The organism is Nonomuraea sp. NPDC049607, assembly GCF_040675375.1.
Classification (GTDB): Bacteria; Actinomycetota; Actinomycetes; order Streptosporangiales; family Streptosporangiaceae; genus Nonomuraea.
On record NZ_JBFAOV010000004.1, the window covers coordinates 408,875 to 435,596 of the forward strand.

Sequence of the window (26,722 nt, forward strand, 5' to 3'; positions counted from 1 at the left end):
CCCCCATGACCGAATCGTTCTCGCTGACGCCCGAGGCGGCAGAGCCGCGCCTGAGCGTCCCGAGGCGCTCGCTGGAGCGGCTGAGGAGCGTGCCCGCGCTCGCGCCGCGCTACGAGGGCCACGGCAAGGTGCTCACGCTGGAGGACCTGGCCGCCCTGCCCCCGCTGGTCAAGGACGACCTCAACGTCGCCCTCGCCCACCTGGAGCCCAAGGCCGCGCAGGGCGCGACCTGGCTCTTCCAGAGCGGCGGCAGCACCGGCGCGCCCAAGGTCGGCTACGCCCCCACCGGCTTCTACATGGCGGGCGTGCACCGCGAGTGGCGGCCCCTGGAACCGGACGACGTCTTCGTCAACGCCTGGGGCGCCGGCCGCATGTGGGGTGCCCACTTCCTGGCCGCCGCCTTCGCCGACCTGTCCGGCTGCCGGGTCATCGCCCTGGGCTCGGTCGGCAAGGACGAGTACGGCGACTGGCTCGGCTTCTTCGCCGACCGGAAGGTGACCGCGTTCGGCGGCACGCCCAGCGTGCTGCGGTTGTGGTTCGCCCACGCGCGGGCCGCCGGGCTGCGCCTGCCCGCCCTGCGCAAGGTGCTCTGGCTGGGCGAGGCGTGGCATCCGCAGCTCGACGAGGACCTGGCCGAGGTCGCCCCGGACGCCCGCCGCTGGGGCATGTTCGGCAGCACCGAGACCTGGGTCGCGGCCACCAACACCCCGGACTGCCCGGCCGACGTCTTCCACCCGCTGCCTGACCAGCTCGTCCACAGCGACGCCGACGAGCTGCTGGACTTCACCACGCTCGACCCGGACATGCTCAACCCGGTGCTGCGCTACCGCACCGGCGACGCCGGCCGCTTCGTCGCCTGCCCGTGCGGCCGGGACGGCAGGGCGCTGCGCATCCTGGGCCGCCGCGACTCGGTCGTCCAGGTACGCGGCCTCGGCCTGCACGTGGACGACGTCGTCGGCCAGGCCGAGCGCGAGCCCGGCGTGCTGCGGGCCCAGGTCCTGGTCACCGAGCGGCGCGGCCGGGTCTCCGGCGTGGACGTGCTGCTGCTGACCGGCCCGGACGCCCCGCCCGACCTGCCCGAACGGCTGCGCCGCGACCTCCTGGCCGCCACCTTCACCCTCAGCACCGCCTTCCAGCACGATCCCGGCTCCTTCCGCGTACGGGCGGTGGACGCGCTGATCGGCAACGACCGCACCGGCAAGACCTCGTCCTTCGTCGTCCGGGAGGAGCAGTGAGGATGCCGGGGTCGCTCGGCAGGGAGTTCGGCCTCTACTGGAGCGGCCAGACGGTGAGCCTGCTCGGCGACCGGATCACCGTGTTCGTCGTCCCGACGCTGATGATCTTCGTACTGCACGCCTCCGCGCTGGAGGTGGGCATCGTGGCCATGGCCCAGTACCTGGGCATCCCGCTGCTGGGGCCGATCGCCGGGGTGCTGGTGGACCGGTGGGACAAGCGGCTGACCATGGTCGTGTGCGACCTCGTCCGGCTGGTGGCGGTGGGGGCCATGCCGGTCGCGTACTGGTGCGGGGTGCTCTCGACGCCGGTGCTGTTCGTGTGCGTGGCGCTGATCAGCGGCGCGACCATCTTCTTCAACATCGGCTACCTCGTCGCCGTGCCCACGACCGTGCCGCAGGACCGGCTGGTGCGGGCGTACTCGCGGCTGGAGGGCAGCAGCACGGTGTCGGAGGTGGCCGGGCCGTCGATCGCGGCCGGCCTCTACCACCTGCTCGGCGTGGCCTCGCTGCTCGTGGACGCGGCCACCTACCTGGTCTCGGCGGCGTGCCTGCGGGCCATGAAGCCGTGGGGCGTCACGACCGGGGAGCGGGTGCCGGTGCGCTCGCGGCTGATGCTCGGGTTCCGGCTGAACTGGGCCGATCCGGTGCTGCGGCGGGTGGTGCTGGCCGCGGTGGTGCTCAACTCGGGCGGGCCGATCTTCGTCACGGTCCTGCCGGTGCTGGCCTACCAGGGGCTCGGCGTCTCGGTGGGCGTGTTCGGCGCGGCGATGTCGGCGGCGGCCGTCGGCGCGGTGCTCGGCGCGCTGGTCGCCCCGAGGATCAGCGACCGGCTCGGCCTCGGCCGGACCATGGCGTGGGCGCTCCTGCTGCACTGCCTGGTCGGCCTCGGCGTGCTGGCCGCGCCCGCGCTGCCCGCCGCGCCGGTGATCGGCGTGACGTTCGGCTGCTACGGCTTCTTCATGTCGTGCATCAACGTGTGCAGCGCGCCGATCCGGCAGTCGCGGATGGCCGCCGAGAACCAGGGCGTGATGCACGCCGCGTTCCGCACGGCGACCTGGGGGGTGATCCCGCTGGCCGCGCTCGCGGGCGGGTCGGCGGTCACCCTGCTGACGCCCGCGCTGGGCGTGCTCGGCGCGGCGCAGGCGGTCATGGCCGGCGGCACGCTGCTGGCGGCGTTCTCGTTCCTGCCCGCCTCGGGCATCCAGGCGCTGATGGACCGGGCCGAGCCGCGGGCGCACCTGGCGGGGAGCGCGTCATGACGACAGTGCTGATCACGGGGACCTCGTCGGGGATCGGGCTGGCCACCGCGGTCGCCGCCGCGCGGGCCGGGCTGACGGTCGTGGCCACCATGCGCGACCCCGGCCGGGACGGCGACCTGCGCGCGGCGGCCGATCGGGCCGGCGTCACCCTGGACGTCCGCCGCCTCGACGTCACCGACCCGGCCTCGGCGCGGGCCTGCCTGCGGGGCGTGCGCGAGACGTACGGCGGGCTGGACGCGCTGGTCAACAACGCGGGCGTGTCGAACTTCGACCCCACGATGGAGATGTCCACGGCGGAGGCGCTGCGCGCCAACTTCGAGGTCAACTTCTTCGGCGTCGTCGAGGTCAGCCGGCTCGCGATGCCGCTGCTGCGGGCCGCCGGAGGCCGTCTGGTGACGATCGGCAGCGTGCACGGCGTCGTGGGCCAGCCGTTCAACGAGGCGTACGCGGCGGCGAAGGCGGCGGTCGAGGGGTTCATGGAGAGCCTGGCGCCGGTCGCGGCCGAGCACGGGGTGCGGGTGAGCGTGGTCGTGCCCGGCTTCGTCTCCGACACCCAGTTCGGGATTTTTCCTGACATCAATAGGAAGACGATCCGGGCCGCCTCCGGTCCGTACGCCCCGACGTTCGACGCCTACCTCGACTGGGTGTGCGGCCCCGGCTGGGAGGGCGCGGGCCAGTCCTCCTGGCAGGTGGCCGACGTCGTCGTGGACGCGCTGACCGCCGACGACCCGCCCTTCCGCATCCCGACCAGCCCCTGGGTGTCGGAGTACGTGGCCCGCAAACTCGCCGACCCCGACGGCTCGGCCGTCCGGATCATGGCCAGGACCTGGATCGGAGCCGCGCCGTGACCGGCCCGGACCCGGCCTGCCGGGCGCTCGGCATCGCCCTGGAGGAGGCGGCCGGAGGCCGGGCCCGGCTGCGCATGCGCGTCACCGAGGACATGGTGAACGGGCACGGCGTCGCCCACGGCGGCTACCTGTTCCTGCTCGCCGACGCCGCCTTCGACCACGCCTGCAACAGCCGCGGACCGGTCATGCTGGCCCATAGCGCCCAGGTCACGTTCGTGCGCCCGGCCGCGGCGGGCGACGTGCTGGTGGCCGAGGCCACGGAACGGGCAAGACACGGTCGGCACGGCGTCTACGACGTCACCGTACGCCGCCCCGCCGGCGAGATCGTCGCCGAGTTCCGCGGCCACGGCGTCGTGGTCGGCGGCCGTCCCACCGACGAAAGGAAGGCGCCATGACCGGGCAGAACAGACGAACCGGGCGTTGGATCGAGCACTGGGAACCCGAGGACCCAGGCTTCTGGGCGGCCGTCGGACGCCGCGTCGCCACCAGGAACCTGATCTTCTCCATCTTCGTGGAGCATCTCGGCTTCGCGGTGTGGCTGCTGTGGAGCGCCGTCGTCGTCCTGCTGCCGAAGGCGGGCTTCCCGTTCACCGTCGACCAGCTCTTCTGGCTGGTCGCGGTGCCGAACCTGGTCGGCAGCACGCTGCGGCTGCCCTACACCTTCGCGGTCTCGGCCTTCGGCGGGCGCAACTGGAACGTGGCCAGCGCCCTGCTGCTCCTGGCGCCGACGGGGCTGCTGGCCTGGCTGGTCACCGATCCGGCCAGGCCCTACTGGATGTTCCTGGTCGCCGCGGCCACGGCCGGGCTCGGCGGCGGCAACTTCGCCTCCTCCATGGCCAACGTCTCCTACTTCTACCCGGAACGGCGCAAGGGGTTCGCGCTGGGCGTGAACGCGGCCGGCGGGAACCTGGGCGTGGCGGTCGTGCAGCTGCTGATCCCGCTGGTGGCGGCGGGCGGCCTGGCGTACGCGGGGCTGGTGTGGCCGCCGCTCATCGTGGCCGCCGCACTGTGCGCGTACCTGTTCATGGACAACCTGGCCGTGGCCAGGACCGGCTTCGGCACCCAGGGCAGGGCGTTCCTGCGTCCGCACACCTGGGTCATGTCCTTCCTCTACATCGGCACCTTCGGCTCGTTCATCGGATACTCGGCGGCGTTCCCGCTGGTCGCCAAGTCGGTGTTCGCGCAGTCCGCCTCGCCGTACCTGGCCTTCATCGGGCCGCTGGCCGGGTCGCTGGCGCGGCCGGTCGGCGGCTGGCTGGCCGACCGGTACGGCGGGGCCAGGGTCACCTCGTGGTCGTTCGTCGTCATGGCCGCCGGGGCCGTGGCCGCGCTGGCCGCGCTCGGACGGCACAGCTTCCCGCTCTTCCTGGGCGCGTTCCTGCTGCTGTTCGTCGCCTCGGGGGCGGGGAACGGGTCCACGTACCGGATGATCCCGGCCATCTTCACCGCGCAGGCCCGGCACGGGTCGGCGGACGTGCGGCTGCGGGCGAGGCGCGAGGCCGCGGCGGCCATCGGCATCGCCTCGGCGATCGGCGCGTTCGGCGGGTTCCTCATCCCGCGCGGCTTCGCGGTCTCGCTGGCCGGATCCGGTTCCGTCGCGCCCGCCCTCCAGGTGTTCATCGGCGCCTACGCCGTCTTTCTGGCCACCAATTGGTGGTTCTACCGCCGCAGGGTGCTGGCGCGGGTCCCCAGCCTTGCCCACAGCCGAATCTGAGCACCGACGACCCCAAGGAGTGACACATGCCCGCCAAGTCCCTGCGTGACCTGATCGACTTCGCCCGGCGGCACTCGCCGTTCTACGCCGAGACCTACCGCGACCTGCCCGACGGCGTGGACGACCTCACCGCGCTGCCGATCATCGACCAGGACGCCTTCTGGGCCGCCAACACCTACCCCGACAATCGGCTGCTGACCGGCCCTCTCACCGACGCCGGCGTCTACGCCTCCGGCGGCACCACCGGAGCGCCCAAGTTCTCCCCGTGGACGCGCTCCGAGCACGCCGACTCGGTGACCGCGTTCGGCGCCGGCATGGTGAAGGCGGGCCTGCGGCCCGGCCACCGGGTGGCGAACCTGTTCTCCGCCGGCGAGATGTACGGCGGCTTCCTCTACATCGAGCACGCCCTGCACAACGCCCCCGTGGAGAACGTGCGCCTGCCCATCGCCTGCCACGCCCCGGACGGCTACATCGCCGACCTGATCGAGCTGTTCGGCGTCCACGTGCTGGCGGGGCCGCCGATGAAGCTCGGCAAGGTGGCCGAGGCGGTGATCGCGCGCGGGCGCAGCGCCGACACCGTGGAGCTGCTGCTGTTCGCCGGCGACCTGCTCTTCGACGACCTGCGTCCCCAGCTCGCCAAGGCCTTCCCCGGGGCGGCGATCGCCTCGCTCGGCTACGCCTCGGTGGACGCCGGGCTGATCGGCGGGCCGGTGGCGGGCGCGGACGTGCGGGTGCACGAGGCGTTCCCCGACCGCACGCTGGTGGAGCTGATCGACGAGGTGACCGGCGAGCCGATCAGCACGCCGGGGGTGCGCGGCCGGGTCGTCGTCACCAACCTGTTCAGGACGCTGATGCCGGTCATCCGCTACCCGGTCGGCGACCTGGGGGAGTGGACCGACGCCGAGTGCCGGGCGTTCCGGCTGGTCGGACGGACGTCCGAGGGGGCCAGGGTGGAGACGGTGGCGATGTCCAGCGAGGCCGTCCGGGCCGTGCTCGTCGCCGCCGACCCGGACCGGGCGATGTCGGCGATGCAGATGGTCCAGCGCCGCTGGGACGGCAAGGACGGCCTGCTGCTCCGCCTGGCCTGCGCGCAGGAGCCGCCGCCCGGCCTGACCCAGCGGCTCGTGGACGCCGTGTACGCGGCCAAGCCGCTCTACCCGAAGTCCGTGGCCGAGGGGCTGGTGCACCCGCTGACCGTCGAATGGGTGCGGCCGTCGGAGCTGGTGACGCACCCGCGTACCGGGAAGGTGCTCCAGGTGGTGGACGAACGCCCGCATCCCTGAACCCCGTGCGGAACCTCCGGCCTCGGCCGGAGGTTCCGGATTAATGCGGATTTCTCCGCGTCGTTCGACGCTTCGTTTCTATGATGGAAAGGAGCGTCCGCGGGGTGGTGCTCATTGATGCTCATTCGGGTACGCACCAGCTGACGACGACCCGGCAGGTTGCTCCAATGGCGGATTCGTTCGACGACGCTCACCTTCGCCTGGTGACGAAGGAATGTCTCCCGCTCGGGAGCGGCGACCGGCTCCCGGTCATCGTGCTGCTCGGGCCGGACGGCACCGACCGTGAGGTGTGCCTGACCCGCGTCTGGAAGAGCGTCACCAGGCCGGAGTCCCCCCGGGTGCGGGTGGACTTCCGGCTGCCCGGGCTGCGCGACGCGCCGGTGGTCAAGACCGTCGAGCGCATCGCCCACGACCTGATGGAGACCTCCAGCGTCAGGCTGCCCCGGGTGGTCTTCGCGCTGCACGTGCTCGCCCTGGACCCGCGGGACCGTTCCGACAACGAGCTGACCGGCGAACTGGACGACCTCGTGGACGGCGGCGACCCCGAACGCCTGTCCGACGCCCTGGCCCTGCTGCGCGACCTGCTCGGCCGCATCCCGGGGGCCGAGCCGCTGGCCGCCCTCACCTCGGTGCTCACCTCGGTGCTCCAGTACGCCGCCCGGGGCCAGCGCCGCCGCGTGGTCAGGCTGCTCAACGGCAAGGGCAGGACGTGGCTGGCCGCCCAGATGGCCAACGGCAACGTGATCGACCTGGCCAGGCGCCGGGACGGCCACGCCGGAGACCCGGCCGGGTCCGCCGGGTCGATCCTGTGCCGGGCCCTCGTCGCCGACCTCACCGACTCCTGGTCCAAGAGCCACCGCCACGCCCGGAGCTGCCTGCTGCTGCTGGAGGGGGCCGAGACCGCGGCGGGCCGGGCCCTGCTCAAGGCGCTCGGCCCGGCCAAGGGCGCCGACCCGCTGCTGGTGGTGGCGGAGTCGAAGCAGTGGCTGCCGATGGGCGGCTCGTGGGCGCGTCCCGGCACGGTCGTCCCGGGCGCCGCCTACCCGCCCACGCTCGCCGAGGCGGGCTACCGGGACTGGCGGGACGGCTACGACGCGCGCGAGCAGCCGTGGTGGTACCCGGTGCTGATGCCGCCGCTGCCGGCCGACAGGTCGCGCGCCTACGCCTCGGCCGTCCAGGAGCTGACCGGCGGCCATCCGGCGGTGACCCGGCGCCTGGGCAGGCTGGCCGCCACGGCCCAGGACGACGACGCCTTCCGCGCCGTCGTGTGCCGGGAGGACCTGCTGCGCTGGCCGGACTGGCTGCACCTGGCCCACCTGGACGAGCTCACCGACTGGGCGGCGGCCAGGAACGTGGACGACGCCGAGAGCGCCCTGCTCAAGCGGGCCGGCCGGGCGCCGAACCTGCGCAACGAGCTGGCCGACCTGCTCTGGCTCGCCCGCCGTCCGGAGGAACGGGACCCGCACGGCCGCTACGAAGGGACGCGCGGCCCCCAGGTCACCGTCATCCACCCGTGGCTGCGGCGGCTGCTGCTGCACCGGCTGGCCGTCACCGGCCGCTGGGACGACGTGCACCGCGACCTGGAACGGTTCCACCTCGGCCCCGGAGGCGAGGAGAACACGCGCAGCCTGCACCACCGCCTGGCCCTCGTCGGCCGGGACGACCCCGAAGGCCACCTGACCCACGTGGCCGGGCACCTGCACCGCCTCTTCGACCGGCTCGACGTGCGCGAGGACGGCCAGAGCCGCCTGCCGGAATGGCTCGCCGGCTTCAACGAGGTGACCACGGCCCCCAACCGGCTGCCGCTGGTCACCCCTCTGGACGAGCTGTACGACTCCCTGGTGGCGACCGCCGGCCCGCGCGAGCGCGGGGACTGGCTCGTCGTGGTCAGGACCCTGGTCGTGGACCGCTGGTTCTGGCTCGACCCGCTGCTCGACCCGTCGGGGAGCCGGGCCGAGCAGGTCGCGCGCGGGTTGCGGGACCTGGCCAGGAGGTCCGCCACCAGTCCGGCGATCTTGTTACGGGAGGCCGACAGGTATGAGCGACGACGGTGACGACCCCGGCAGGGCCGGGACGGGCGAGCCGGCCCCCGCGGAGGTCGGCGCGAAGTGGGCGCGGGACCGCCGCAACCGCGTCTTCCTGCGAAGAGCGCTGGCGGGCGTGCTCGTCGTGGCGGTCGTCGTCGTCCTCGGGTTCTCCGTCAGGACGTCGAGGCTCACCGACGAGAGCGGCGCCTTCGGCCCCGACCTGGCCCCGGTCATGGACCGCATCGCCGCGGAGAACGCCGAGGTGGAGAAGAACCACCCGGGCGCATACGTCACCGTCGTGGCGATGTTCCCGATGACCGGCTCCCTCACCGACATCGGCCTGAACAGGGAGAGCATCAGGCACGGCCTGGAGGGCATCCACCTGGCGCAGGTGTGGCGCAACCGGCAGCCGTCCTCGCCGCCGTACGTGCGGCTGCTGGTCGGCAGCGACGGGCCGGACGACTGGGAGCCGACGGTCGAGGCGATCAAGGCCCGGACCGCGGACGAGCACATCGTGGCCGTGACCGGGCTGGGCGCCAGCACCGGCACGACCCGCAGGACGGTGGAGAGCCTGAGCGGCAGCGGGTACGCGATGGTCTCGGCGGTGATCACCTCCGACGAGCTCACCGGGGTCCGCGGGCTGGCCCGCGTCGCGGCGCTGAACAGCGAACAGGCCCGGGCCGGGGTGGTGCACGCCAGGAAGGTGAACCCCGGGCTCAAGGCGGTTGTGATCAAGGACCTCAACCCGGCGGACAGCTACGTCAAGACCCTCGCCCGGTTCTACACCGGCTCGCTGGCCGACCGGGAACGCGTGATGGAGCTGTCGTTCGACTCCTCGACCCGGTTCTCCGGCACCGTGCTGGACGTCATCGCCGAGCGGGTCTGCAACTCCGGCGCGAACACCGTCCTGTACGCCGGGCGCAGCGAGCAGCTTCCCGCGCTGATGCAGGCGCTCAGCCAGCGCGACCGGTGCGTCCGGCCCGGCATGACCGTGATCACCGGCGACGACGCCAGCGAGATGAACCGCAAGGCCGACCTGAACATGTGGGGGGACACCAGGATCCGGCTCTTCTACACGGCCCTGGCCCACCCGGCGGGCCTCACCCTGCCCGGCGGCGAGGTGCTCACGGCGATCAGGGCCAGGTTCGCCGGCGACGACCCCGACGCCTTCCCGCGCGTGTTCCCGCACGAGAGCCTGGGCGACGGCATGGCCATCGTGCACCACGACGCCATGTTCGTGGCCCTGGAGACGGTCAAGGCGTTCGCCCGGGAGCCGGACGTGCCCTCGCCGCAGGACATGGCGAACATGCTGACCAGCGGCACGGTGGCGGTGGAGGGCGCCAGCGGCCCGATCAGGATCGTCGAAGGCGGCGCCCGCCAGACCAAGGAGATCCCGATCCTCCAGCTCAACCCGGACGGCACGTCGGCGTACTCGGGCCGGATCACGATGACGGACGGCGGCCCCGGCCGGAGCTGAGCCGCCTTTCATGTATTACCTATTGCTTTTGTGGGAAATTTCGCGCAGGATCAAAGGCGTGAAGAGCCTTCTGGTGGCCCGCCTCCACGTCGACCTCCGGCGGCAGGCGAGCGCGCTCTGTGCCATGCGGTGACCTCCGGGTCCCCGCTCTCCTCGGACGCCCGAGCGTCCTTCCCCCAGACCTTCCCCGAAGCTCAGAGGAGTGGCCCGACCATGTCGACCACCAGCGTTCTCACCGTCCGGCGCGTCGCCGGGCACATCGGCGCCGAGATCAGCGGCGTCAACCTGGCCCACCCGCTCGACCCGTCCGTGGTCGAGGAGATCCGGCAGGCCCTGCTCGCGTACAAGGTCGTGTTCTTCCACGGGCAGGAGCTCGACCACGCCGCGCAGATCACCTTCGCCCGCCAGTTCGGCGAGCTGACCCACGCCCACCCGCACGAGGACGCGCCGCCCGAGGAGTTCCCGCAGATCCTCACCATCGACCCCCGCCGGTACGAGAAGCGTTACGGCGTCAACTACCGCGAGCTCTACCAGCGGCGGCGCTACTCCTACTTCTCCGGCTGGCACACCGACGTCACCGCCGCCGTCAACCCGCCCGCCGCCTCGATCCTGCGGGCCGAGACCGTGCCGGAGTTCGGCGGCGACACCCAGTGGACGAACCTGGTCGCCGCCTACGAGGGCCTGTCCGCGCCGCTGCGCGACCTGGTGGACGGCCTGCGCGCCGAGCACCGCTTCCTGGCCGGCTACCAGTCCGCCGACGAGGACGGCAAGCTGGTCAAGCGGATCAACGACAACCTGCTGATCTCCGTGCACCCGGTGGTGCGGGTGCATCCGGAGACCGGTGAGCGGGCGCTGTTCGTCAACCCCGGCTTCACCGACCACATCGTGGGCCTGTCGGCCGTGGAGAGCCGCCGCATTCTCGACCTGCTGTACGAGCAGCTCACCCGGCCCGAGTACACCGTGCGGTTCCGCTGGCGTCCCGGCAGCGTCGCCTTCTGGGACAACCGGGCCACCGCCCACCTCGCCCCGTCCGACCTCGACCACCTCGACGTGCCGCGCACGCTGCACCGGGTCACGCTGATCGGCGACCGTCCCGTCGGACCCGACGGGTTCGTCTCCGAGATCGTGGCCGGAAGGGAGTTCAGGGCGCAGTCACTCGTGGTCGCCTGACGACGGCGGCCACCTCCGCGAGCGGGACCCGCTCGCGGCACCGGACGCGCGGGCGGGGGCTGGGGGGTGCCCGCCCGCGGCGTCGGTCCCCACTTCTGGGAGGGGGGTGCGCGACGCGATCAACCGGCGGCCGAGCCGCTGCGCCGGGGCCTCGACCACGTGGTACGTCACCAGGCACAGCGGGATCAGGACCACGTAGTAGAGCGGCAGGTTCGGCAGCGGGCGCAGCAGCAGGGGATGCAGCAGGTAGACGGAGAAGCTGATCACGCCGAGCCGGGTCAGCACCCGCGGGAACGCCCTGTGGCGCAACGCCAGCCCCAGCCCGAACACGGCGAAGGCGAGCACGAGCGCGGGCGCCCAGCCCGGGTCGTCCTTGGCGGGTATCCCGCAGGCCAGCACCGCCAGCGCGGCCAGACCGGCGGTCCGCCAGGAGATCGTGCCCTGCTCGGCGCGGTGAACGGCGGTCCCGGCGAACATCGCGGCCAGGATGATCACGCCCTGCCAGGTGCCCGCCCGGCTGCCCAGGACCACCAGCGCCAGCCCGAGCAGCCCGCCCGCCACGGCGGCCGCCGTACGGGCCCGGCCGCGTCCGAGGACGGTGACCGCGATCGCCGCGACGACCGCGAGGGCGAGCAGCGCGGCGACCAGGTCGGCCCCGCCGTTGATCGACGCGCCCGGCAGCAGCAGCCCCGCCGGCACGGCCAGCGCCGCCAGGGACACGGCGATCCCCGCCGACCTGTGGGCCTGACCGGTCGCGAACAGCCCCACGCTGATCAGGTAGAACGCCATCTCGTACGAGAGCGTCCAGGTCACGCCGATGACGGGCGGCAGGTTGAGCAGCTCCTGCAACATCGTCAGGTTGCCGAGCGCGACCAGGGGCGCGGGACGTTCGCCGAGGCGGGGGTCGAGGGGGAGCAGGCCCGCGAGGCCGAGCAGGAAGGCCAGGCCGAGGGCGGCCAGCAGCAGCGGCAGGAGGCGGAGGGCCCGGCCGGTCCAGAAGGCGCGCAGGTCGCCGCGCCGTTCCAGGGAGGCCGGGATGATGTAGCCGCTGACCAGGAAGAACACGAACACGCCCCACGTGCCGAGGTCGATCCTGCGGTCCACGACCGCCCACACGGCGGGGACGAAGGACCAGCCGGCGTGGTGCGCGGTGACGGCCAGCGCGGCCGGCCCCCGCAGGGCGTCCAACCAGGCCAGCCGGGTGGGGGCGGGGGACATCTGTCGGATTCTAGGCTATTTGTCGCAGGTCATCCGCGACCTGACCCCCGCGAGCGCACGGCCCGCATCGCCCTCGGCTCTGTCCGTGAGCGGGTCGCCCGCCGCGCTCAGCGGGACGGCGAACGCCGCAGGCGCAGGCCGATCACCACGACGGCGACGCCCACCAGGAGCACCAGCGGCCCGATCACCGCCCAGGTGGCGTCGCCGGTCATCACGCTGCCGCCCACCACGCCCAGCCCCTGGAGGGCCCACAGCCCGCCGACCAGGGCCAGCAGCACGCCGGCGACGATGAGGATCCAAGAGGTCATCGTTCTTCCCGTCTCTCGTCCCGCCGCGCTTGTCCCGCCGCGGGGCTCTGTGTGTGATGACAGCGGTGTGCGTTGATCGCGTGGCCCCCGAAGAGTAGCCGAGCGTTTGTCACAGAATGCGGATTTTTCCGGTCACCTCTTGGCGGCGGCTTTCCGTCGTCCTAGTGTTCAGTGCAATGCCACACATTACTGAGCCCTATGGAAGGAGAGTCATCGGTGCGTGACGGCAGGCCCCCGAGGCTGTCCGAGATCCCCGCTTTCACCGCGTACATGAACACCGGCTGGGGCACCCCCGACCGCACACCGCCCGTCGTGCCCGGAGCGGCCGAGGCCGCCGCCGTCCACCGGGCCAGGCTCGCCGAGGCGCTGCCCGGCCGGACCGTCGTGCTGGCCGCGGGGCAGGCCCCGATCCGCAGCAACGACATGGCCTACGACTTCCGCGCCGCCAGCGACTTCGTCTGGCTGACCGGCTGCCAGATCGAGAACGCCGTCGTCGTGCTGGAGGGCGCCGAGGCCACCCTCTACCTGCCGCCGCCCGCCGTTCCCGGCGATCCGGCGTTCTTCGCCGACTCCAGGTACGGCGAGCTGTGGGTGGGCGCCGCGCCGGGCCCGGAGGATTGGGCGAAGGCGCTGGGCGTCCGGGTCCGGCCGCTGGCCGAGCTGACCATGGAGGTCACCGAGGACCAGGAGGCCCGCCGGGTCCTCGCCGAGCTGCGCATGTACAAGGACGACTGGGAGATCGGGCAGCTCCGCGAGGCGGTGGACCGCACCGTCGAGGGGTTCGCCGCCGTCGTCCGCGAGATCCCCGCCGCCGTCGCCGGGCGCGGCGAGCGGTGGCTCCAGGGCACCTTCGACCGGTACGCCCGCGCGTACGGCAACGGCCCCGGCTACCCCTCCATCGTCGGCGGCGGCCCGCACGCGCCCACGCTGCACTGGGTGCGCTGCGACGGCCCCGTGGTCCCCGGCGAACTGCTGCTGCTCGACCTCGGCGTCGAGGCGGAGAGCTGCTACACCGCCGACGTCACCCGCACCTTCCCCGTCTCCGGCCGCTTCACCCCGGCCCAGCGGCAGGTGCACGACCTGGTCGAACGGGCCCACCGGGCCGCGCTCGCCGCGGTCGCCCCCGGCCGCCGCTTCAGCGACTTCCACCACGCCGCCATGGAGGTCGTCGCGCACGGCCTGGCCGACTGGGGCCTGCTGCCGGTCTCGGTGGACGAGGCGCTGTCCGACGCCGGGCAGCACCACCGCCGCTACCTGGTCTGCGGCGTCGGCCACCACCTGGGCCTGGACGTGCACGACTGCGGCCGGGCGAGCCAGGAGTCCTACCAGGACGCCGTCATGGCCCCCGGCATGGCGCTCACCGTCGAGCCCGGCCTGTACTTCCACGCGCACGACCTCACCGTCCCGCCGGAGCTGCGCGGGATCGGCGTCCGGATCGAGGACGACCTGCTGGTCACCGAACAGGGCGCCGACGTGCTGTCGGCCGCGCTGCCCCTGGACGCCGACGGCCTGGAGAAGTGGATGGCCGCCGGGTAGGTAGCCGCTGTGACATCACCGTGACATCACACCGCATAATCTCGAAAATCCCCAGTGAGGAGACCTCAGCATGACCACCTCCGCCACACCGTGGCGCGGCATCCACGTCGCGACGGCCCTGCCCTTCCACGACGACCTCTCCGTGGACTACGACGGGTTCGCCGAACACGTTCGGTTCCTGGCCGCGGGCGGCTGTGACGGTGTGACGCCCAACGGTTCGCTGGGCGAGTACCAGACGCTCACGCCGGAGGAGCGGACCCGCGTCGTCGAGACCGCCGTCCAGGCCGCTCCGGCCGGGTTCGGCGTCATGCCGGGCGTGGCCGCGTACGGCGCCATGGAGGCCCGCCGCTGGGCCGAGCAGGCGGCCGAGGCCGGGGCCACGTCCGTGCTGCTGCTGCCGCCGAACGCCTACCGGGCCCCGCGCGAGGCCGTCGTCGCCCACTACCGGGAGGTCGCCAAGGCCGGGCTGCCGGTCGTGGCCTACAACAACCCGTTCGACACCAAGGTGGACCTGACCCCCGCCCTGCTGGCCGAGCTGTTCCACGAGGGCCTGGTCGTCGGCGTCAAGGAGTTCACCGGGGACGTGCGCAGGGCGTACGAGATCGCCGAGCTGGCGCCGGACCTGGACCTGCTCATCGGGGCCGACGACGTGCTGCTGGAGCTGGGCCTCGCCGGGGCCGTCGGCTGGATCGCCGGTTACCCGAACATGATCCCGGAGTCCACGACCCGCCTGTACCGGCTGGCCACCTCGGGCGACCCCGCCGACCTGCCCGAGGCGCTGCGCGTCTACCGCGACCTGCACCCGCTGCTGCGCTGGGACTCCAAGCCCGAGTTCGTGCAGTCGATCAAGCTGTCCATGGACCTGGCCGGGCGCAAGGGCGGCGCCTGCCGTCCGCCGCGCCTGCCGCTCGCGCCCGAACTGGTCGCCCGCATCACCGCCGACACCGAGACCGTCCTGGAAAAGGGCTACAAGTGAGATCACGCCGCACCTTCCACGCCGTCGACTCCCACACCGAGGGCATGCCCACCCGCGTGATCGTCGGCGGCGTCGGCACGATCCCGGGGGCGACCATGGCCGAGCGCCGGCTGTGGTTCATGGAGAACAGCGACGACGTCCGCACGCTGCTGATGTACGAACCGCGCGGCCACGCCGCCATGAGCGGGGCGATCCTCCAGCCGCCGACCCGGCCGGACGCCGACTACGGCGTGCTGTTCATCGAGGTCTCCGGGCTGCTGCCGATGTGCGGCCACGGCACGATCGGGGTGGCGACCGTCCTGGTGGAGACCGGGATGGTGCCCGTGGTCGAGCCGGTCACCACGATCCGGCTCGACACGCCCGCCGGGCTCGTGGTGGCGTCCGTGGCGGTCGAGGACGGCGCGGCGACCTCGGTGACCATCCAGAACGTGCCCTCCTTCGCGTACGCGCTGGACCGCAAAGTCGAGGTGCCCGGCTTCGGGGAGATCGCCTACGACCTGGCCTTCGGCGGGAACTTCTACGCCTTCGTCGAGCTGGCCGACCTGGGCCTGCCCTTCGACCGGGCCCGCGCCGGCGACCTGCTGACCGCCGGGCTGGCGATCATGGACGCCGTGAACGAGCACGACCGCCCGGTCCACCCCGAACGTCCCGACATCAACGGCTGCCACCACGTCTACCTGGCCGCCCCCGGCTCGACGGCGCAGCTGTCCAGGCACGCCATGGCCATCCACCCCGGCTGGTTCGACCGCTCGCCGTGCGGCACCGGCACCAGCGCCCGCATGGCCCAGTTCCACGCCCGGGGCGAGCTGGCCCTCGGGGACGACTTCGTCAACGAGTCGTTCATCGGGACCCGCTTCACCGGGCGGCTGCTCGGCGAGACCACGGTCGGCCCGCTGCCCGCCGTGCTGCCCTCGATCACCGGCCGCGCCTGGGTCACCGGCACCTCGCAGTTCCACCTCGACCCGACCGACCCGTTCCCGGCGGGGTTCCTGCTGTGAGCCGGTCCGGCCCGCGGGCGGGCGGCGCGAAGGGCACCCGGTGAGCGCCGACCTGGTCGTGGTCGGCGCGGGCGTGGTGGGCGCGGCCAGCGCCTACTTCGCCGCGCTGGCCGGGCTGCGGGTGGTGGTCGTCGAGCGCGCGGCCATCGCCGGCGGCACCTCCAGCGCGGGCGAGGGCAACCTGCTGGTGTCCGACAAGGAGGCCGGGCCCGAGCTCGACCTCGCGCTCCACTCCCAGCGGGTGTGGCGCGAGGACCTGGCCGAGCACGCCGGGTCGTGGGAGTTCGAGGCCAAGGGCGGCCTGGTCGTCGCTTCGTCCGGGGCCGGCCTCGCCTCGCTGCGCGAGCTGGGCGAGCACCAGCGCCGCCACGGCGTCGAGGTGCGCGACGTGGCCGCGCAGGAGCTGCGCGACTACGAGCCGCACCTCGCGCCCGGCCTCGCCGGTGCCGCCTTCTACCCCCAGGACGCCCAGGTCCAGCCCATGCTGGTGGTCGCCCACCTGCTGCGCCTGGCCCGCGCGCACGGCGCCGAGGTGCGTACCCGTACCGGCGTCACCGGGTTCCTGCGCGACGGGAGCCGCGTGACCGGCGTGCGCACCACGTCCGGCGACCTGCCCGCCGGGGCGGTGCTCAACGCGACCGGCACGTGGGCCGGCGACCTCGCCGCCCTGGCCGGGGTGGACGTGCCCGTGCTGCCCCGGCGCGGGTTCGTGCTGGTCACCCAGCCGATGCCGCCCCGGACGATCCGCCACAAGGTCTACGCCGCCGAGTACGTCGGGGACGTGGCCAGCTCCGACGCCGCCCTGCAGACCTCGCCCGTCGTGGAGGGCACCGGCAGCGGCACGATCCTCATCGGCGCCTCCCGGGAGCGCGTCGGCTTCGACCGCACGTTCTCCCCGGCGGCGGCCGGGGCGCTGGCGGCCAAGGCGATCGCGCTGTTCCCGATGTTGCGGGACGTCCGCGCCATGCGCACGTACCTGGGGTTCCGGCCGTACTGCCCGGACCATCTGCCGGTGATCGGGCCCGACCCGCGCGCGCCCGGACTGTGGCACGCCTGCGGGCACGAGGGCGCGGGCATCGGGTTGTCGGCGGGCACCGGCAAGCTCATCGCCCAGGCCCTCACCGGCCGCACCCCTGACCTCGACCTCACCCCGTTCGCCCCCGACCGTTTCCCCGACGCCGAGGCCCCTGACGCGGAGGCTTCTGACACCGAGGCCCTCGGCGGCGGGGCGCCCCCGACCGGCGTCTCCGGGACCGGGTCTTCCGCGACCGAGGAGGCGCCCCGATGACCCACCAGATGACCTTCCGCGGCGAGAGCGTCCCCGCCGAGCCCGGACAGAGCGTGGGGGCCGCCCTGGTCGCGGCCGGCATCCTCGACTGGCGCACCACCCGCGGGGCGGGCCGGCCGCGCGGCCTGTTCTGCGGCATCGGCATCTGCTTCGACTGCCTCATCACCGTCGACGGCGTCCCCGACCTGCGCGCCTGCCTGGTCCCGGCGCGCGACGGCATGCGCCTCGGCGACGACACCCCCGCCCAGGAAGACGGCGAACAGGATGCCGGCGAGCGGGGAGGGCATCATGCGTGAGCCGTACGACGTCGCCGTGGTCGGCGCGGGGCCGGCCGGGCTGGCCGCCGCCGTCGAGGCCGCCGAGGCCGGGCTCGGGGTGGCCCTCGTGGACGCCGCCGGCCAGCCCGGCGGCCAGTTCTGGCGGCACTACGACGAACGCCACGCCCGCCCCGGCGACGCCGCCGGACACCACGGCTGGCCGGTCTTCACCCGGCTCCGCGACCGCCTGCGCGCCCTGACCGCCGCCGGACGGGTCCGCTACCTGCCCGGCCACCAGGTCTGGCTGGCCACCCGCGACGGCGAGGGCACGTTCACGCTGCGCACGACGCCGACCGTCCCCGAGGAGGGGGCCGCCGGCACGACGGTGACCGCCCGCGCGCTGATCCTGTGCCCCGGCGGCTACGACAGGCAACTGCCCGTCCCCGGCTGGGACCTGCCCGGCGTGATGGCCGCCGGGGGAGTGCAGGCCCTGCTCAAGGGGCAGCGCACCCTGGCGGGCCGCCGCGCGGTGGTCGCCGGGACCGGGCCGTTCCTGCTGCCGGTCGCCACCGGCCTGGCCGCCGCCGGGGCGCGGGTGGCGGCCGTCGCCGAGGCCAACGCCACGCTCGGGTGGCTGCGCGACCTCCGGGGCGCCGCGTCGGTGCCCGCCAAGGGGCTGGAGGCGCTCCAGTACGCCGCGCTGCTGGCCCGCCACCGCGTCCCGTACCGCACCAGGACCGTGGTCACCGAGATCCTGGGCGAGGACCGGGTCGAGGCGGTCCGGCTCAGCGGGATCGGCGGCGACGGCCGCCCGGCCGGGCCGGTCAGCGAGGTCCCCGTCGACCTCGTCGCGCTCGGCTGGGGCTTCACGCCCTCGCTCGAACTGCCGCTCATGCTCGGCGCGGACACCAGGAAGGACGTCGACGGCTCGCTCGTCGTCATCGTGGACGCCTTCCAGCGCACCGGCGTCCCCGGCCTGTACGTCGCCGGCGAGGCGACCGGCGTCGGCGGCGCCGTCCTGGCCCGGCAGGAGGGCCGGCTGAGCGCCCTGGCCCTGGCCCGTACGCTGGGCCGCCGCGCCGACCCGGCGCTGATGGGCCGCCTGCGCCGGTCGATCGCCCGCGGACGGCGCTTCGCCGCGGCCATGCACCGGACCTACCCCGTGCCGCACGCCTGGACGACCTGGCTGCGGGACGGGACGCTGGTCTGCCGCTGCGAGGAGGTCTCCTACGGCGACCTTCGCCGTGCCCACGACGATTTGGGGGCCGACGACCCGCGCACCCTGAAGATGCTGGCCAGGCCGGGCATGGGCTGGTGCCAGGGACGGGTGTGCGGGTTCGCCACCGCCGGCGTCGCGGCCTGCCTGAGCCGCCGCGAGAGCACGGCGGCCGACCTGCGCCCGCTGTCCACCCGGAGCCTGGCGGCCCCGGTGCCGCTGGGCGAGCTGGCCGCCCTCGCCGACGAAACTCCCGACGAAGACGAAAGAGGACAAGACCGTGAGTGACGTGCTGAGCGTCGATCCGCGTACCGGGGAGTCCCGCGGGCGCGTCGCGGCGGAGTCGACGCCGCAGGACGTGGACCGCGCCGTACGCGCCGCTGCCGCCGCCGCCCCGGCGCTGGCCGACCGGTCCGTACGCGCCGAGTTGCTGCGTACCGCCGCCGCGCTGCTGGAGGAGGGCGGCGAGGAGATCATCGCGACCGCCGACGCCGAGACGGCGCTCGGCCGGGTACGGCTCACCGGCGAGCTGGCCCGCACCTGCTACCAGCTGCGCGCCTTCGCCGACGTGGCCGAGTCGGGCGCCTTCCTGGACGTGATCATCGACCACGCCGACCCGGCCGCCCGCCCGGCCCCCCGTCCCGACCTGCGGCGTTACAAGGTGCCGCTGGGCGTGGTCGCGGTGTTCGCGGCGAGCAACTTCCCGCTGGCCTTCAGCGTGCCGGGCGGCGACACCGCCAGCGCGCTGGCCGCCGGCTGCCCGGTCGTCGTCAAGGCGCATCCGGACCATCCGGCGACCAGCGTCCTGACCGCCCGCGCGCTGCGCGCCGCCGCGGAGAAGACCGGGCTGCCGGCCGACGTCGTGGGCCTGGTCCACGGCTTCGAGGCGGGTCCGGAGCTGGTCCGGCACCCGCTGACCGCCGCAGTCGGCTTCACCGGCTCGGTACGCGGCGGGCGGGCGCTGCACGACCTGGCCGCCGCCCGTCCCCGGCCGATCCCGTTCCACGGGGAGCTGGGCAGCCTCAACCCGGTCGTGGTGACCGAGCGGGCCGCCGGGACCAGGGCGGCCGAGATCGGCGCGGGCCTGGCCGCCTCCTACACCCAGGGGCTCGGCCAGTTCTGTGTCAAGCCGGGCCTGGTCCTGCTGCCCGCGGGCCCGGCGGGCGACGCGGTGCTCGACGCCGTCGTCACGGCCGCGGTCCCCGCCGGACCGCTGCTCGACCCGCGCATGCGGGCGGCCTTCCTGGACGGCGTGCGCTCCCGCGCCCTGCTGCCCGGGGTCACGCAGGCGCTGCCCGCGGGCGAGGACGACGCCGCGCCGCTCGCCGTCCGGCCGGGCGTGCTGACCGTGGCGGCGCGACGGCTCGCGGACGGGGACGCGTACGCCGAACTGCTGGAGGAGTGCTTCGGGCCGGTCACCGTCGTGGCCAGGTACGGCTCGGAGGCCGAGCGGGACGCGGTGCTCGACGCGCTGCCCGGCAACCTCACGGCGACCGTGCACCTGGGGGCCGACGAGCGCGAGGGCGCGGCGGCCGGCCTGGTGGCCAGGCTCGCCGGGCTGGCCGGACGGGTCGTCGTGGACGGCTGGCCCACAGGCGTGTCGGTCGCGCCCGCGATGCAGCACGGCGGGCCGTACCCGGCCTCGACCAGCACCTCGACCTCGGTCGGCGGCACCGCGATCGAGCGCTGGCTGCGCCCGGTGTGCTTCCAGGACACCCCTGACCCCCTCCTGCCGCCGGAACTGCGCGAGGCCAACCCGCTCGGCGTCCCCCGGATGGTGGACGGAGTCGCCTGAGGCTTTTATCTACACTTGTAGACGTTCTGGGGCTATATTGCTCGTGTGTCCACCACCGACTCCACGGTCGTGGCCGTCACCGGCGAGGTCCCAGCGGCCTCGCTGGGCGCGGTCCTGCCGCACGAGCACCTGCTGAGCGACTTCGCCCCGACCGACGACACGCCCGAAGCCTGGGCCCGTGCCGGCCGCGTCCGTCCGACGGCGGCGAGCACGCTGCGGTTCTACCGCGCGCCGCTCACGATGGACCTGCTGGGCGAGGTCGGCATGGGCGCCGTCAACCGGGACGACCTGCTGCTCGGCGACGCGGGCCTGGCCGCCGCCGAGCTCGCCGCCTTCCGCGAGGCCGGCGGTGGCACGGTGGTGGACCTCACGGCCGACGGGCTCGGCCGCGACCCGGCCGGGCTGCGCCGGCTCGCCGAGGCGACCGGCCTGACCGTCGTCATGGGCTGCGGCCGGCACCACCCCGCGCGGACCGGCCTCCCCACCGGCGGGGACGCCGCCGAGCAGCTGACCGAGGAGCTGCTCCGCGACCTCACCGAGGGCGTGGACGGCGTGCGCGCCGGCGTCATCGGCGAGCTGGCCGCGCTCGACCCCGGCGTGCCCGCCGAGCGCGCGCTGCTGGTCGCGGCGGCCCGCGCGTCGGCGGCCACCGGCGCCGCCGTCTCGCTCGCCCGCGATGACGACCCCGCCGTCCAGCAGCGCGTCCTCGACCTGCTCGCCGAGGAGGGCGCGGACCTCGCGCGGGTGGCCGTCGGGCACTGCGACGCGCTCTCCCCGCGTCCCGACGAGCTCGAACCGCTGCTCGAACGCGGCGTCTTCGTGCAGTTCGACCAGCTCGGCAGGCTGCCCACCGCGCTCAGCGTCTCCGACGACCAGGACGTCGCCGCGGCCGTGCTCGAACTCGCCCGCCGCGGCCACGCCGGACGCCTCCTGCTCTCGCACGACGTACGCGCCAAGTCGCAGCTCCTCGCCTACGGCGGCGGCGGGTACGCGTTCGTCCTGCGGCAGTTCGTCCCGTACCTGCGGATGCTCGGCGCGGACGACGAGCTGATCGAGACCGTCACCGTGCGCAACCCGAGGCGGCTGCTCGCGCTCAGGACCGAGGAGGCGGGCTCGTGAGCCGCTACCCCTTCCCCATCCCGAACCTGGCCGGACAGGCGCTCACCGTCGCCGGCCCGGTGGACCCGGCGCTGCTCGGGCAGACGTCCATGCACGAGCACATCTTCGTCGACCTGCGCAGGCCCGCCCGGTCCCGCCGCCCCGGCGAGGACGCGCCCGCGGCGGCCGAGCCGCTCACCCTGGACACCCTCGCGCGCGTCCGCCACGGCGGCCCGAACGCCGACAACGACCTGCTGGGCGACTTCGACGAGATGCTCGCCGAGACCCTCGCCTTCGCCCACAGCGGCGGGCGCACCATGGTCGAGGTCTCGCCCATCGGCCTCGGCCGGGACCCGGAGGCGCTGCTGCGGCTGTCGCGGGCCAGCGGGCTGCACATCGTCATGGGCGGCGGCTGGTACACCCCGACGTTCCATCCGGCCGACATGGCCGGGCGCACCGTGGACGAGCTGGCCGACGTCATCGTGCGCGACGTCGTGCTGGGGGCCGACGGCACCGGCGTCCGCGCGGGCATCATCGGCGAGGTCGGCGCGGAGTCGGCGCCGCTGACGGACGGCGAGCTCAAGAGCGTACGCGCCGCCGGACGGGCCTCCCGCGTCACCGGCGCGCCGGTCACCTTCCACGTCGGCGGCGTCGGCGAGGAGAAGTTCCGGGTGCTCGACATCCTCCAGGAGGAGGGCGTCGCCCCCGGCAACGTCGTCCTGGGCCACTGCGTGGACGTCCTGTCCGGCCCCGAGTTCGCCGAACGCCTGCTCGCCCGGGGCGTGTTCGTCGAGTTCGACTTCCTGGCCGCGCCCGGCAGCCCGTGGGGCCACCTCGTCCTGGGCAGCGACCACAAGGTCCTGCGCGGCATCGCCGACCTGGTCGAACGGGGCTACGCGCGGCAGATCGTGCTCGGCCACGACGTCTGCCAGAAGATCCAGCTCAAGAGGTACGGCGGCAAGGGCTACGACTACATCCCGCGCCACTTCCTGCCCGCCCTGCGCCGCCTCGGCGTCAGTGCCGAGGCCATCCACATGATCATGGTCGAGAACCCGGCACGGGCCCTCGCCTTCGCAGCCCCGCAGTGACCAGGAGAACCATGCCCCCCACCCCCGTCCCCTTCGAGCCGGCGCTGGCCGCGGTCCTGGACGGCATGCCCCGGCCCGACGGCCCCGCCCCGACCCTGGAGACCATCCCCCTCATGCGCGCGGCCGGCGCGGCCATGCCCATGCCGCCCGTCGCCGAGGTGATCGGCGACCGGGAGATCGACGCCGAGGAGCGGTTCGTCCCCGGCCCGGCCGGCGCGCCCGACCTGGAGGTCACCGTGCTGCGCCCGCGCCGCCCGGCGGCCCCGGTACCCGGGCTGTTCAACATCCACGGCGGCGGCATGATCACCGGCCATCGGGCCATGGACTTCCCGCGCCTGGTCGCGCTCGTCGAGGCACTGGGCGTCGTCGCCGTCAACGTCGAGTACCGCCTGGCCCCCGAGCACCCCCACCCGGCGCCGGTCGAGGACTGCTACGCCGGGCTGGCCTGGATGTCGGAGCACGCCGCCGAACTCGGCGTGGACCCCGGACGCGTCGTCGTCATGGGCGGCAGCGCCGGAGGCGGCCTGGCCGCCGGCGTCGCCCTCCTGGCCCGCGACCGCGGCGGCCCCCACCTGGCCGGGCAGCTCCTGCTGTGCCCGATGCTGGACGACCTCAACACCACCGTCTCCAGCCACCAGTACGACGGCCTCGGCACCTGGCCGCGCGCCCTGAACCTGCTGGGCTGGCAGGCCCTGCTCGGCGACCGGGCCGGCGACCCGGACGCCGCCGTCTCCTGCTACGCGGCCCCGGCGCGGGCCGCCGACCTGTCGGGGCTGCCGCCCGCGTTCGTCGAGGCGGGGGCCGCCGAGCTGTTCCGCGACGAGGACGTGGCGTACGCGTCGCGGATCTGGGCCGCGGGTGGTCAGGCCGAGCTGCACATCTGGAGCGGCGCCTTCCACGGCTTCGACATCTTCGCACCGGACCACGAGATCACCCGCGCCGCCCTCGCCACCCGCCTCTCCTGGCTCCGCCGCACCCTCACCCTCTGAACCCCCGTCTTCCAGCCTCCGGCACCCGGCGGCACGGCCCGGCGGGGGCCGCCGCGGTGGGGTCAGAGATCCAGGGTTCGCTGGAACCAGGAGTGCTTGGTCTCCAGGGCGGCGCGGGAGACGCGCGCGCCCGGTGTGCCCGTGAAGCCGTGGTGGCCGCCCGCCCACACGTGCAGTTCCGCCTGCCCGCCGGTCGCCCAGATGCGGCCGGCGAACTCGACCGCCTCGTCGCGGAACACCTCGGCCGCCCCGACCTCGATGAAGACCGGCGGCAGCCCCGACAGGTCGGACGCCCGCGCCGGAACCTCGTGCGGCAGCACGTCCGGGGTGCCGCGCCGTTCGCCGAGCAGGGCGGTCCAGGCGGTGTCGTTGTTGTTGCGGTCCCAGGCGCCGATGCCGTCGTACTGGAGGCTCGACACGGTCGAGTTCCGGTCGTCGATCATGGGCGCGCCGACGTAGAGGCCGGAGGCGGACGGGCCGTTCCGATCGCGGGCCATGATGCCGACCGACGCGGTGAGCCCGCCGCCCGCGCTGAAGCCGGACACGACCAGGCGGCCCGGGTCGAACCCCAGCTCCCGGGCGTGCGCGGCGGTCCAGACGAAGCCCGCGTAGCAGTCCTCGGCCGCCGCCGGCGCCGGGTTCTCGGGGGCCAGCCGGTACTCGACCGTCACGCCGACCATGCCGTGCTCCAGGGCCGCCTGGATCAGGCTCTCGATGCCGAAGAACCGGCTGCCGAGGATCATGCCGCCGCCGTGGATCTCGTACACGGCCGCCGCGCCGGGCGCGGGGCCGCCCTTGGGACGGACGACCGTGAGGGTGACGTCGGGGGCGCCCTCGGGGCCGGGCACGTCCACGTCCCACCACTCGACGGGACGGCCGGCGACGATCTCCTCCATGGGCGGGATGAGCCCGGCGAAGATCTCGCGGTTGCGCAGGATGGTGTCCGCGCGCAGCGGCACGCTCTCGACCGCCGTCAGGAACGCCGCGAGACCTTCCGCCAGCTCAGGGTCATAGGGGACGGGGACGTGGCTCATCGTGCCGCCTCTCGGAGATGAACGGACGCCTTAAAGTCTACGAGCGTAGAAGCTTTCTGTCCTGATATACACGGGTACGCGATCAGTCTGACCATGTCCCCCCAAGGAGAAGACCATGGTGAAGAGACTTCTCGAAGCGACCCCGTTACGCGCAGGGGTCGTGGCGGCCGTCGCGTTGACCGGCACGCTGCTGACCACCACCCCGGCCGGCGCCACCGCGGCGGGCCTCCAGACCGCCTCCGCCGCCCGGACCACCTCCGCCGTCCAGGCCGCCGCGGCCTCCCGCCCGGCCAACGGCCGGATCATCTACGACCGCCTCAGCGGCGGCCGCGGCACACTCAAGATCAAGAACGGCACGTCGAAGGACGGCGTCGTCACCATCGTCAAGGGCAGGACCAAGGCCGTCAGCATCTACGTGCGCGCCAGATCCACGGCCCGCATCCGGGACGTCAGGGACGGCACGTACCGCATCTACTTCACGACCGGCTACCGGTTCAGCACCTCGAAGGGCCGCTTCACCAGGGCCGCGAGCTACCAGAAGTTCAACGACCGGCTGCGCTTCCGCACGACCTCCACGCAGTACACCATCTGGACCCTGACCCTCAACCCGATCAGGGGCGGCAACGCGCGCACGAGCCCCGTGAACCCGAAGGACTTCCCCTGATCCTCACTCGGGCGGCGCTTCCTGGTCGCTCCTGTCGAACCCGCCCCCGCCGAACCAGCTGAGGACGCGGTCGAGCCGGACGTACAGCCGGGGCGGCAGGTGCGGCAGCACCCGGGAGTGCCGCTGGCCGAGCAGCGCGATGAACTCGACCGGCGGGAGGTCGATGTAGCGCGGCAGGTTCTCGTACCACTGGGCGCTGAGGCGGGCCGACTTCTGGTGCGGGCGGATCGCCGCACGGCGTTCGCGGTCGTAGCGGGCCAGCGCGGCGTCCAGCTCCGGCTCCTGGTTCAGCGCGTTGACCAGGAAGGCGGCGTCCCCGAAGGCCAGGGCGGTGCCCGCGCCGATGGAGTAGTGGGTGGTGTGCGCGGCGTCCCCGATCAGGACGAGGTTGTCGCGATACCACGTGCGGTTGGTCAGCGTGCGGAAGTTCAGCCAGTACGCGCTGCCGTCGGTGTGGGCCCGGCCGATCAGCGGATGGCCGTCGAGGATGTCGGCGAAGAGCTTCTCCAGCAGCGCCAGGCCGTCGGCCTCGGCGGCCTGGTCGAGGCCGAGCCCCTTCCAGGTCTCGGGGGAGCACTCGACGACGCACGTGCTGTGGTCCTCGCTGAAGACGTAGCCGTAGCACCAGATCCAGCCGTGCGGGGTCTCGACGAAGGCGAAGGTGAAGGCGTCGAAGACCTTCGTGGTGCCGAGCCAGATGTAGTGGTTGCGGCCGACCGCGACCTCGGTGCCGAAGTGGTCGGCGTGCGGCTCGCGCAGGGCGCTGTTGATGCCGTCGCCGGCCACGACCAGTTCGGCGTCCAGTTCGTCCTGGCTTGCGATCTCGCGGCCGTACTCGATGTGCACGCCGAGGGAGCGGGCGCGGTCGGCGAGGATGTCGAGCAGGCGGTGACGGCAGATGCCGAAGCCCTCGTCCGACTCCGTCAGCGTCACCGTCGCGCGGTCCTGGATGTGGGTGGCCCAGCTGTCCCAGCGGATCGAGTTCTCGCGGATGACGTCCGCGGACTCGGGGTCGGCGGCGCGCAGGTTCTTGAGCAGGTCGTCCCAGTAGGTCACGCCCCAGCCGTAGGTCGCCCCGGCCGGGTTGCGCTCATGGACGGTGATCTCGTGGGACGGGTCGACCGTCTTCATCAGGATCGAGAAGTACAGATTGGCGGGTCCACCGCCGACGCAGGCGACCTTCACACTAGCTCCCCTAGCGACAGAAAGTAATCAATTCAGCACAGAGAGTATCAGAGGGTCTG

The 26,722-nt window shown here is 73.7% G+C and carries 25 protein-coding genes; 21 read left to right on the forward strand and 4 right to left on the reverse strand.

All coding sequences use genetic code 11. The annotated features are described in order from the left end of the window. The first annotated feature begins 5 nt into the window (after nucleotides 1-5). From AB0J97_RS11755 to AB0J97_RS11800, 10 genes are all read left to right on the forward strand, one after another. Nucleotides 6-1,235: an AMP-binding protein gene (locus tag AB0J97_RS11755; protein ID WP_364087292.1), complete on the forward strand. Its 1,230-nt coding sequence runs from the start codon at nucleotides 6-8 to the stop codon at nucleotides 1,233-1,235. Nucleotides 1,236-1,237: 2 nt separating this feature from the next. Further along, the gene (locus tag AB0J97_RS11760) at nucleotides 1,238-2,494 is read left to right on the forward strand and encodes an MFS transporter (protein WP_364087294.1); all 1,257 of its coding nucleotides are present in this window, start codon (nucleotides 1,238-1,240) and stop codon (nucleotides 2,492-2,494) included. Next, nucleotides 2,491-3,342 (forward strand): SDR family NAD(P)-dependent oxidoreductase, encoded by an 852-nt coding sequence (locus AB0J97_RS11765; protein WP_364087296.1) that lies wholly within the window; start codon nucleotides 2,491-2,493, stop codon nucleotides 3,340-3,342. Before AB0J97_RS11760 ends, AB0J97_RS11765 begins: the two co-directional genes overlap by 4 nt. After that, nucleotides 3,339-3,737 (forward strand): hydroxyphenylacetyl-CoA thioesterase PaaI, encoded by a 399-nt coding sequence (paaI, locus tag AB0J97_RS11770; protein ID WP_364087298.1) that lies wholly within the window; start codon nucleotides 3,339-3,341, stop codon nucleotides 3,735-3,737. Before AB0J97_RS11765 ends, paaI begins: the two co-directional genes overlap by 4 nt. Beyond that, on the forward strand, nucleotides 3,734-5,056 hold the full coding sequence (locus AB0J97_RS11775; protein WP_364087301.1) for an MFS transporter: 1,323 nt from the start codon (nucleotides 3,734-3,736) through the stop codon (nucleotides 5,054-5,056). The genes paaI and AB0J97_RS11775 overlap by 4 nt, the downstream gene beginning before the upstream one ends. Before the next feature lie 26 nt (nucleotides 5,057-5,082). Beyond that, nucleotides 5,083-6,339 (forward strand): hypothetical protein, encoded by a 1,257-nt coding sequence (locus tag AB0J97_RS11780; protein ID WP_357707966.1) that lies wholly within the window; start codon nucleotides 5,083-5,085, stop codon nucleotides 6,337-6,339. A gap of 203 nt (nucleotides 6,340-6,542) precedes the next feature. Next, complete coding sequence (locus tag AB0J97_RS11785) at nucleotides 6,543-8,393, forward strand: hypothetical protein (protein WP_364087303.1); 1,851 nt, start codon at nucleotides 6,543-6,545, stop codon at nucleotides 8,391-8,393. Further along, nucleotides 8,377-9,843: a hypothetical protein gene (locus tag AB0J97_RS11790; RefSeq protein ID WP_364087305.1), complete on the forward strand. Its 1,467-nt coding sequence runs from the start codon at nucleotides 8,377-8,379 to the stop codon at nucleotides 9,841-9,843. The genes AB0J97_RS11785 and AB0J97_RS11790 overlap by 17 nt, the downstream gene beginning before the upstream one ends. A gap of 10 nt (nucleotides 9,844-9,853) precedes the next feature. Continuing rightward, nucleotides 9,854-9,976: a putative leader peptide gene (locus AB0J97_RS11795; RefSeq protein ID WP_357707970.1), complete on the forward strand. Its 123-nt coding sequence runs from the start codon at nucleotides 9,854-9,856 to the stop codon at nucleotides 9,974-9,976. Between the two features lie 80 nt (nucleotides 9,977-10,056). Next, nucleotides 10,057-11,013 carry a TauD/TfdA family dioxygenase gene (locus AB0J97_RS11800; RefSeq protein ID WP_364087308.1) on the forward strand — a complete coding sequence of 319 codons (957 nt, stop codon included), beginning with the start codon at nucleotides 10,057-10,059 and terminating at the stop codon, nucleotides 11,011-11,013. Here the strand turns inward: AB0J97_RS11800 and AB0J97_RS11805 are convergent. Both AB0J97_RS11805 and AB0J97_RS11810 read right to left on the reverse strand, forming a co-directional pair. Next, nucleotides 10,996-12,231 (reverse strand): acyltransferase family protein, encoded by a 1,236-nt coding sequence (locus AB0J97_RS11805; RefSeq protein ID WP_364087310.1) that lies wholly within the window; start codon nucleotides 12,229-12,231, stop codon nucleotides 10,996-10,998. The genes AB0J97_RS11800 and AB0J97_RS11805 overlap by 18 nt on opposite strands. Before the next feature lie 107 nt (nucleotides 12,232-12,338). After that, the gene (locus AB0J97_RS11810) at nucleotides 12,339-12,539 is read right to left on the reverse strand and encodes a hypothetical protein (protein ID WP_357707974.1); all 201 of its coding nucleotides are present in this window, start codon (nucleotides 12,537-12,539) and stop codon (nucleotides 12,339-12,341) included. Between the two features lie 216 nt (nucleotides 12,540-12,755). Here AB0J97_RS11810 and AB0J97_RS11815 point away from each other — a divergent pair, with 216 nt between their 5' ends. The 10 genes from AB0J97_RS11815 (at nucleotide 12,756) to AB0J97_RS11860 (ending at nucleotide 23,780) form a co-directional block, all read left to right on the forward strand. Then, nucleotides 12,756-14,075: an aminopeptidase P family protein gene (locus tag AB0J97_RS11815; protein ID WP_364087313.1), complete on the forward strand. Its 1,320-nt coding sequence runs from the start codon at nucleotides 12,756-12,758 to the stop codon at nucleotides 14,073-14,075. A 70-nt stretch (nucleotides 14,076-14,145) separates the two neighbouring features. Beyond that, nucleotides 14,146-15,051 (forward strand): dihydrodipicolinate synthase family protein, encoded by a 906-nt coding sequence (locus AB0J97_RS11820; protein WP_357707977.1) that lies wholly within the window; start codon nucleotides 14,146-14,148, stop codon nucleotides 15,049-15,051. Beyond that, a complete protein-coding gene (locus AB0J97_RS11825; RefSeq protein ID WP_357707978.1) occupies nucleotides 15,048-16,049 on the forward strand; it encodes a proline racemase family protein in 1,002 nt (333 codons plus the stop codon). The genes AB0J97_RS11820 and AB0J97_RS11825 overlap by 4 nt, the downstream gene beginning before the upstream one ends. Before the next feature lie 40 nt (nucleotides 16,050-16,089). Then, on the forward strand, nucleotides 16,090-17,337 hold the full coding sequence (locus AB0J97_RS11830; RefSeq protein ID WP_364087316.1) for an FAD-dependent oxidoreductase: 1,248 nt from the start codon (nucleotides 16,090-16,092) through the stop codon (nucleotides 17,335-17,337). Further along, complete coding sequence (locus tag AB0J97_RS11835) at nucleotides 17,334-17,633, forward strand: (2Fe-2S)-binding protein (protein ID WP_364087318.1); 300 nt, start codon at nucleotides 17,334-17,336, stop codon at nucleotides 17,631-17,633. Before AB0J97_RS11830 ends, AB0J97_RS11835 begins: the two co-directional genes overlap by 4 nt. After that, nucleotides 17,626-19,098, forward strand: coding sequence for an FAD-dependent oxidoreductase (locus tag AB0J97_RS11840; RefSeq protein ID WP_364087320.1), 1,473 nt, complete (start codon nucleotides 17,626-17,628; stop codon nucleotides 19,096-19,098). Before AB0J97_RS11835 ends, AB0J97_RS11840 begins: the two co-directional genes overlap by 8 nt. Continuing rightward, the gene (locus AB0J97_RS11845; RefSeq protein WP_364087322.1) at nucleotides 19,091-20,605 is read left to right on the forward strand and encodes an aldehyde dehydrogenase (NADP(+)); all 1,515 of its coding nucleotides are present in this window, start codon (nucleotides 19,091-19,093) and stop codon (nucleotides 20,603-20,605) included. Before AB0J97_RS11840 ends, AB0J97_RS11845 begins: the two co-directional genes overlap by 8 nt. Nucleotides 20,606-20,650: 45 nt before the next feature. Beyond that, nucleotides 20,651-21,724, forward strand: coding sequence for a phosphotriesterase (locus AB0J97_RS11850; protein ID WP_364087324.1), 1,074 nt, complete (start codon nucleotides 20,651-20,653; stop codon nucleotides 21,722-21,724). Then, a complete protein-coding gene (locus AB0J97_RS11855; protein ID WP_364087326.1) occupies nucleotides 21,721-22,791 on the forward strand; it encodes an aryldialkylphosphatase in 1,071 nt (356 codons plus the stop codon). Before AB0J97_RS11850 ends, AB0J97_RS11855 begins: the two co-directional genes overlap by 4 nt. 11 nt (nucleotides 22,792-22,802) lie before the next feature. Next, entirely contained in the window at nucleotides 22,803-23,780 is a 978-nt protein-coding gene (locus AB0J97_RS11860) for an alpha/beta hydrolase (protein WP_364087328.1), read from the forward strand. Between the two features lie 62 nt (nucleotides 23,781-23,842). On the opposite strand, the gene AB0J97_RS11865 is transcribed toward AB0J97_RS11860, so the two are convergent. Continuing rightward, nucleotides 23,843-24,814 (reverse strand): alpha/beta hydrolase, encoded by a 972-nt coding sequence (locus AB0J97_RS11865; RefSeq protein WP_364087330.1) that lies wholly within the window; start codon nucleotides 24,812-24,814, stop codon nucleotides 23,843-23,845. Nucleotides 24,815-24,929: 115 nt separating this feature from the next. On the opposite strand from AB0J97_RS11865, the gene AB0J97_RS11870 reads away from it, so the two are divergent. Further along, a complete protein-coding gene (locus tag AB0J97_RS11870) occupies nucleotides 24,930-25,478 on the forward strand; it encodes a hypothetical protein (RefSeq protein ID WP_364087332.1) in 549 nt (182 codons plus the stop codon). 3 nt (nucleotides 25,479-25,481) lie between these two features. Here the strand turns inward: AB0J97_RS11870 and AB0J97_RS11875 are convergent, their stop codons facing one another. After that, nucleotides 25,482-26,663 (reverse strand): FAD-dependent monooxygenase, encoded by a 1,182-nt coding sequence (locus tag AB0J97_RS11875; RefSeq protein WP_364087334.1) that lies wholly within the window; start codon nucleotides 26,661-26,663, stop codon nucleotides 25,482-25,484. Between the last annotated feature and the right edge of the window lie 59 nt (nucleotides 26,664-26,722).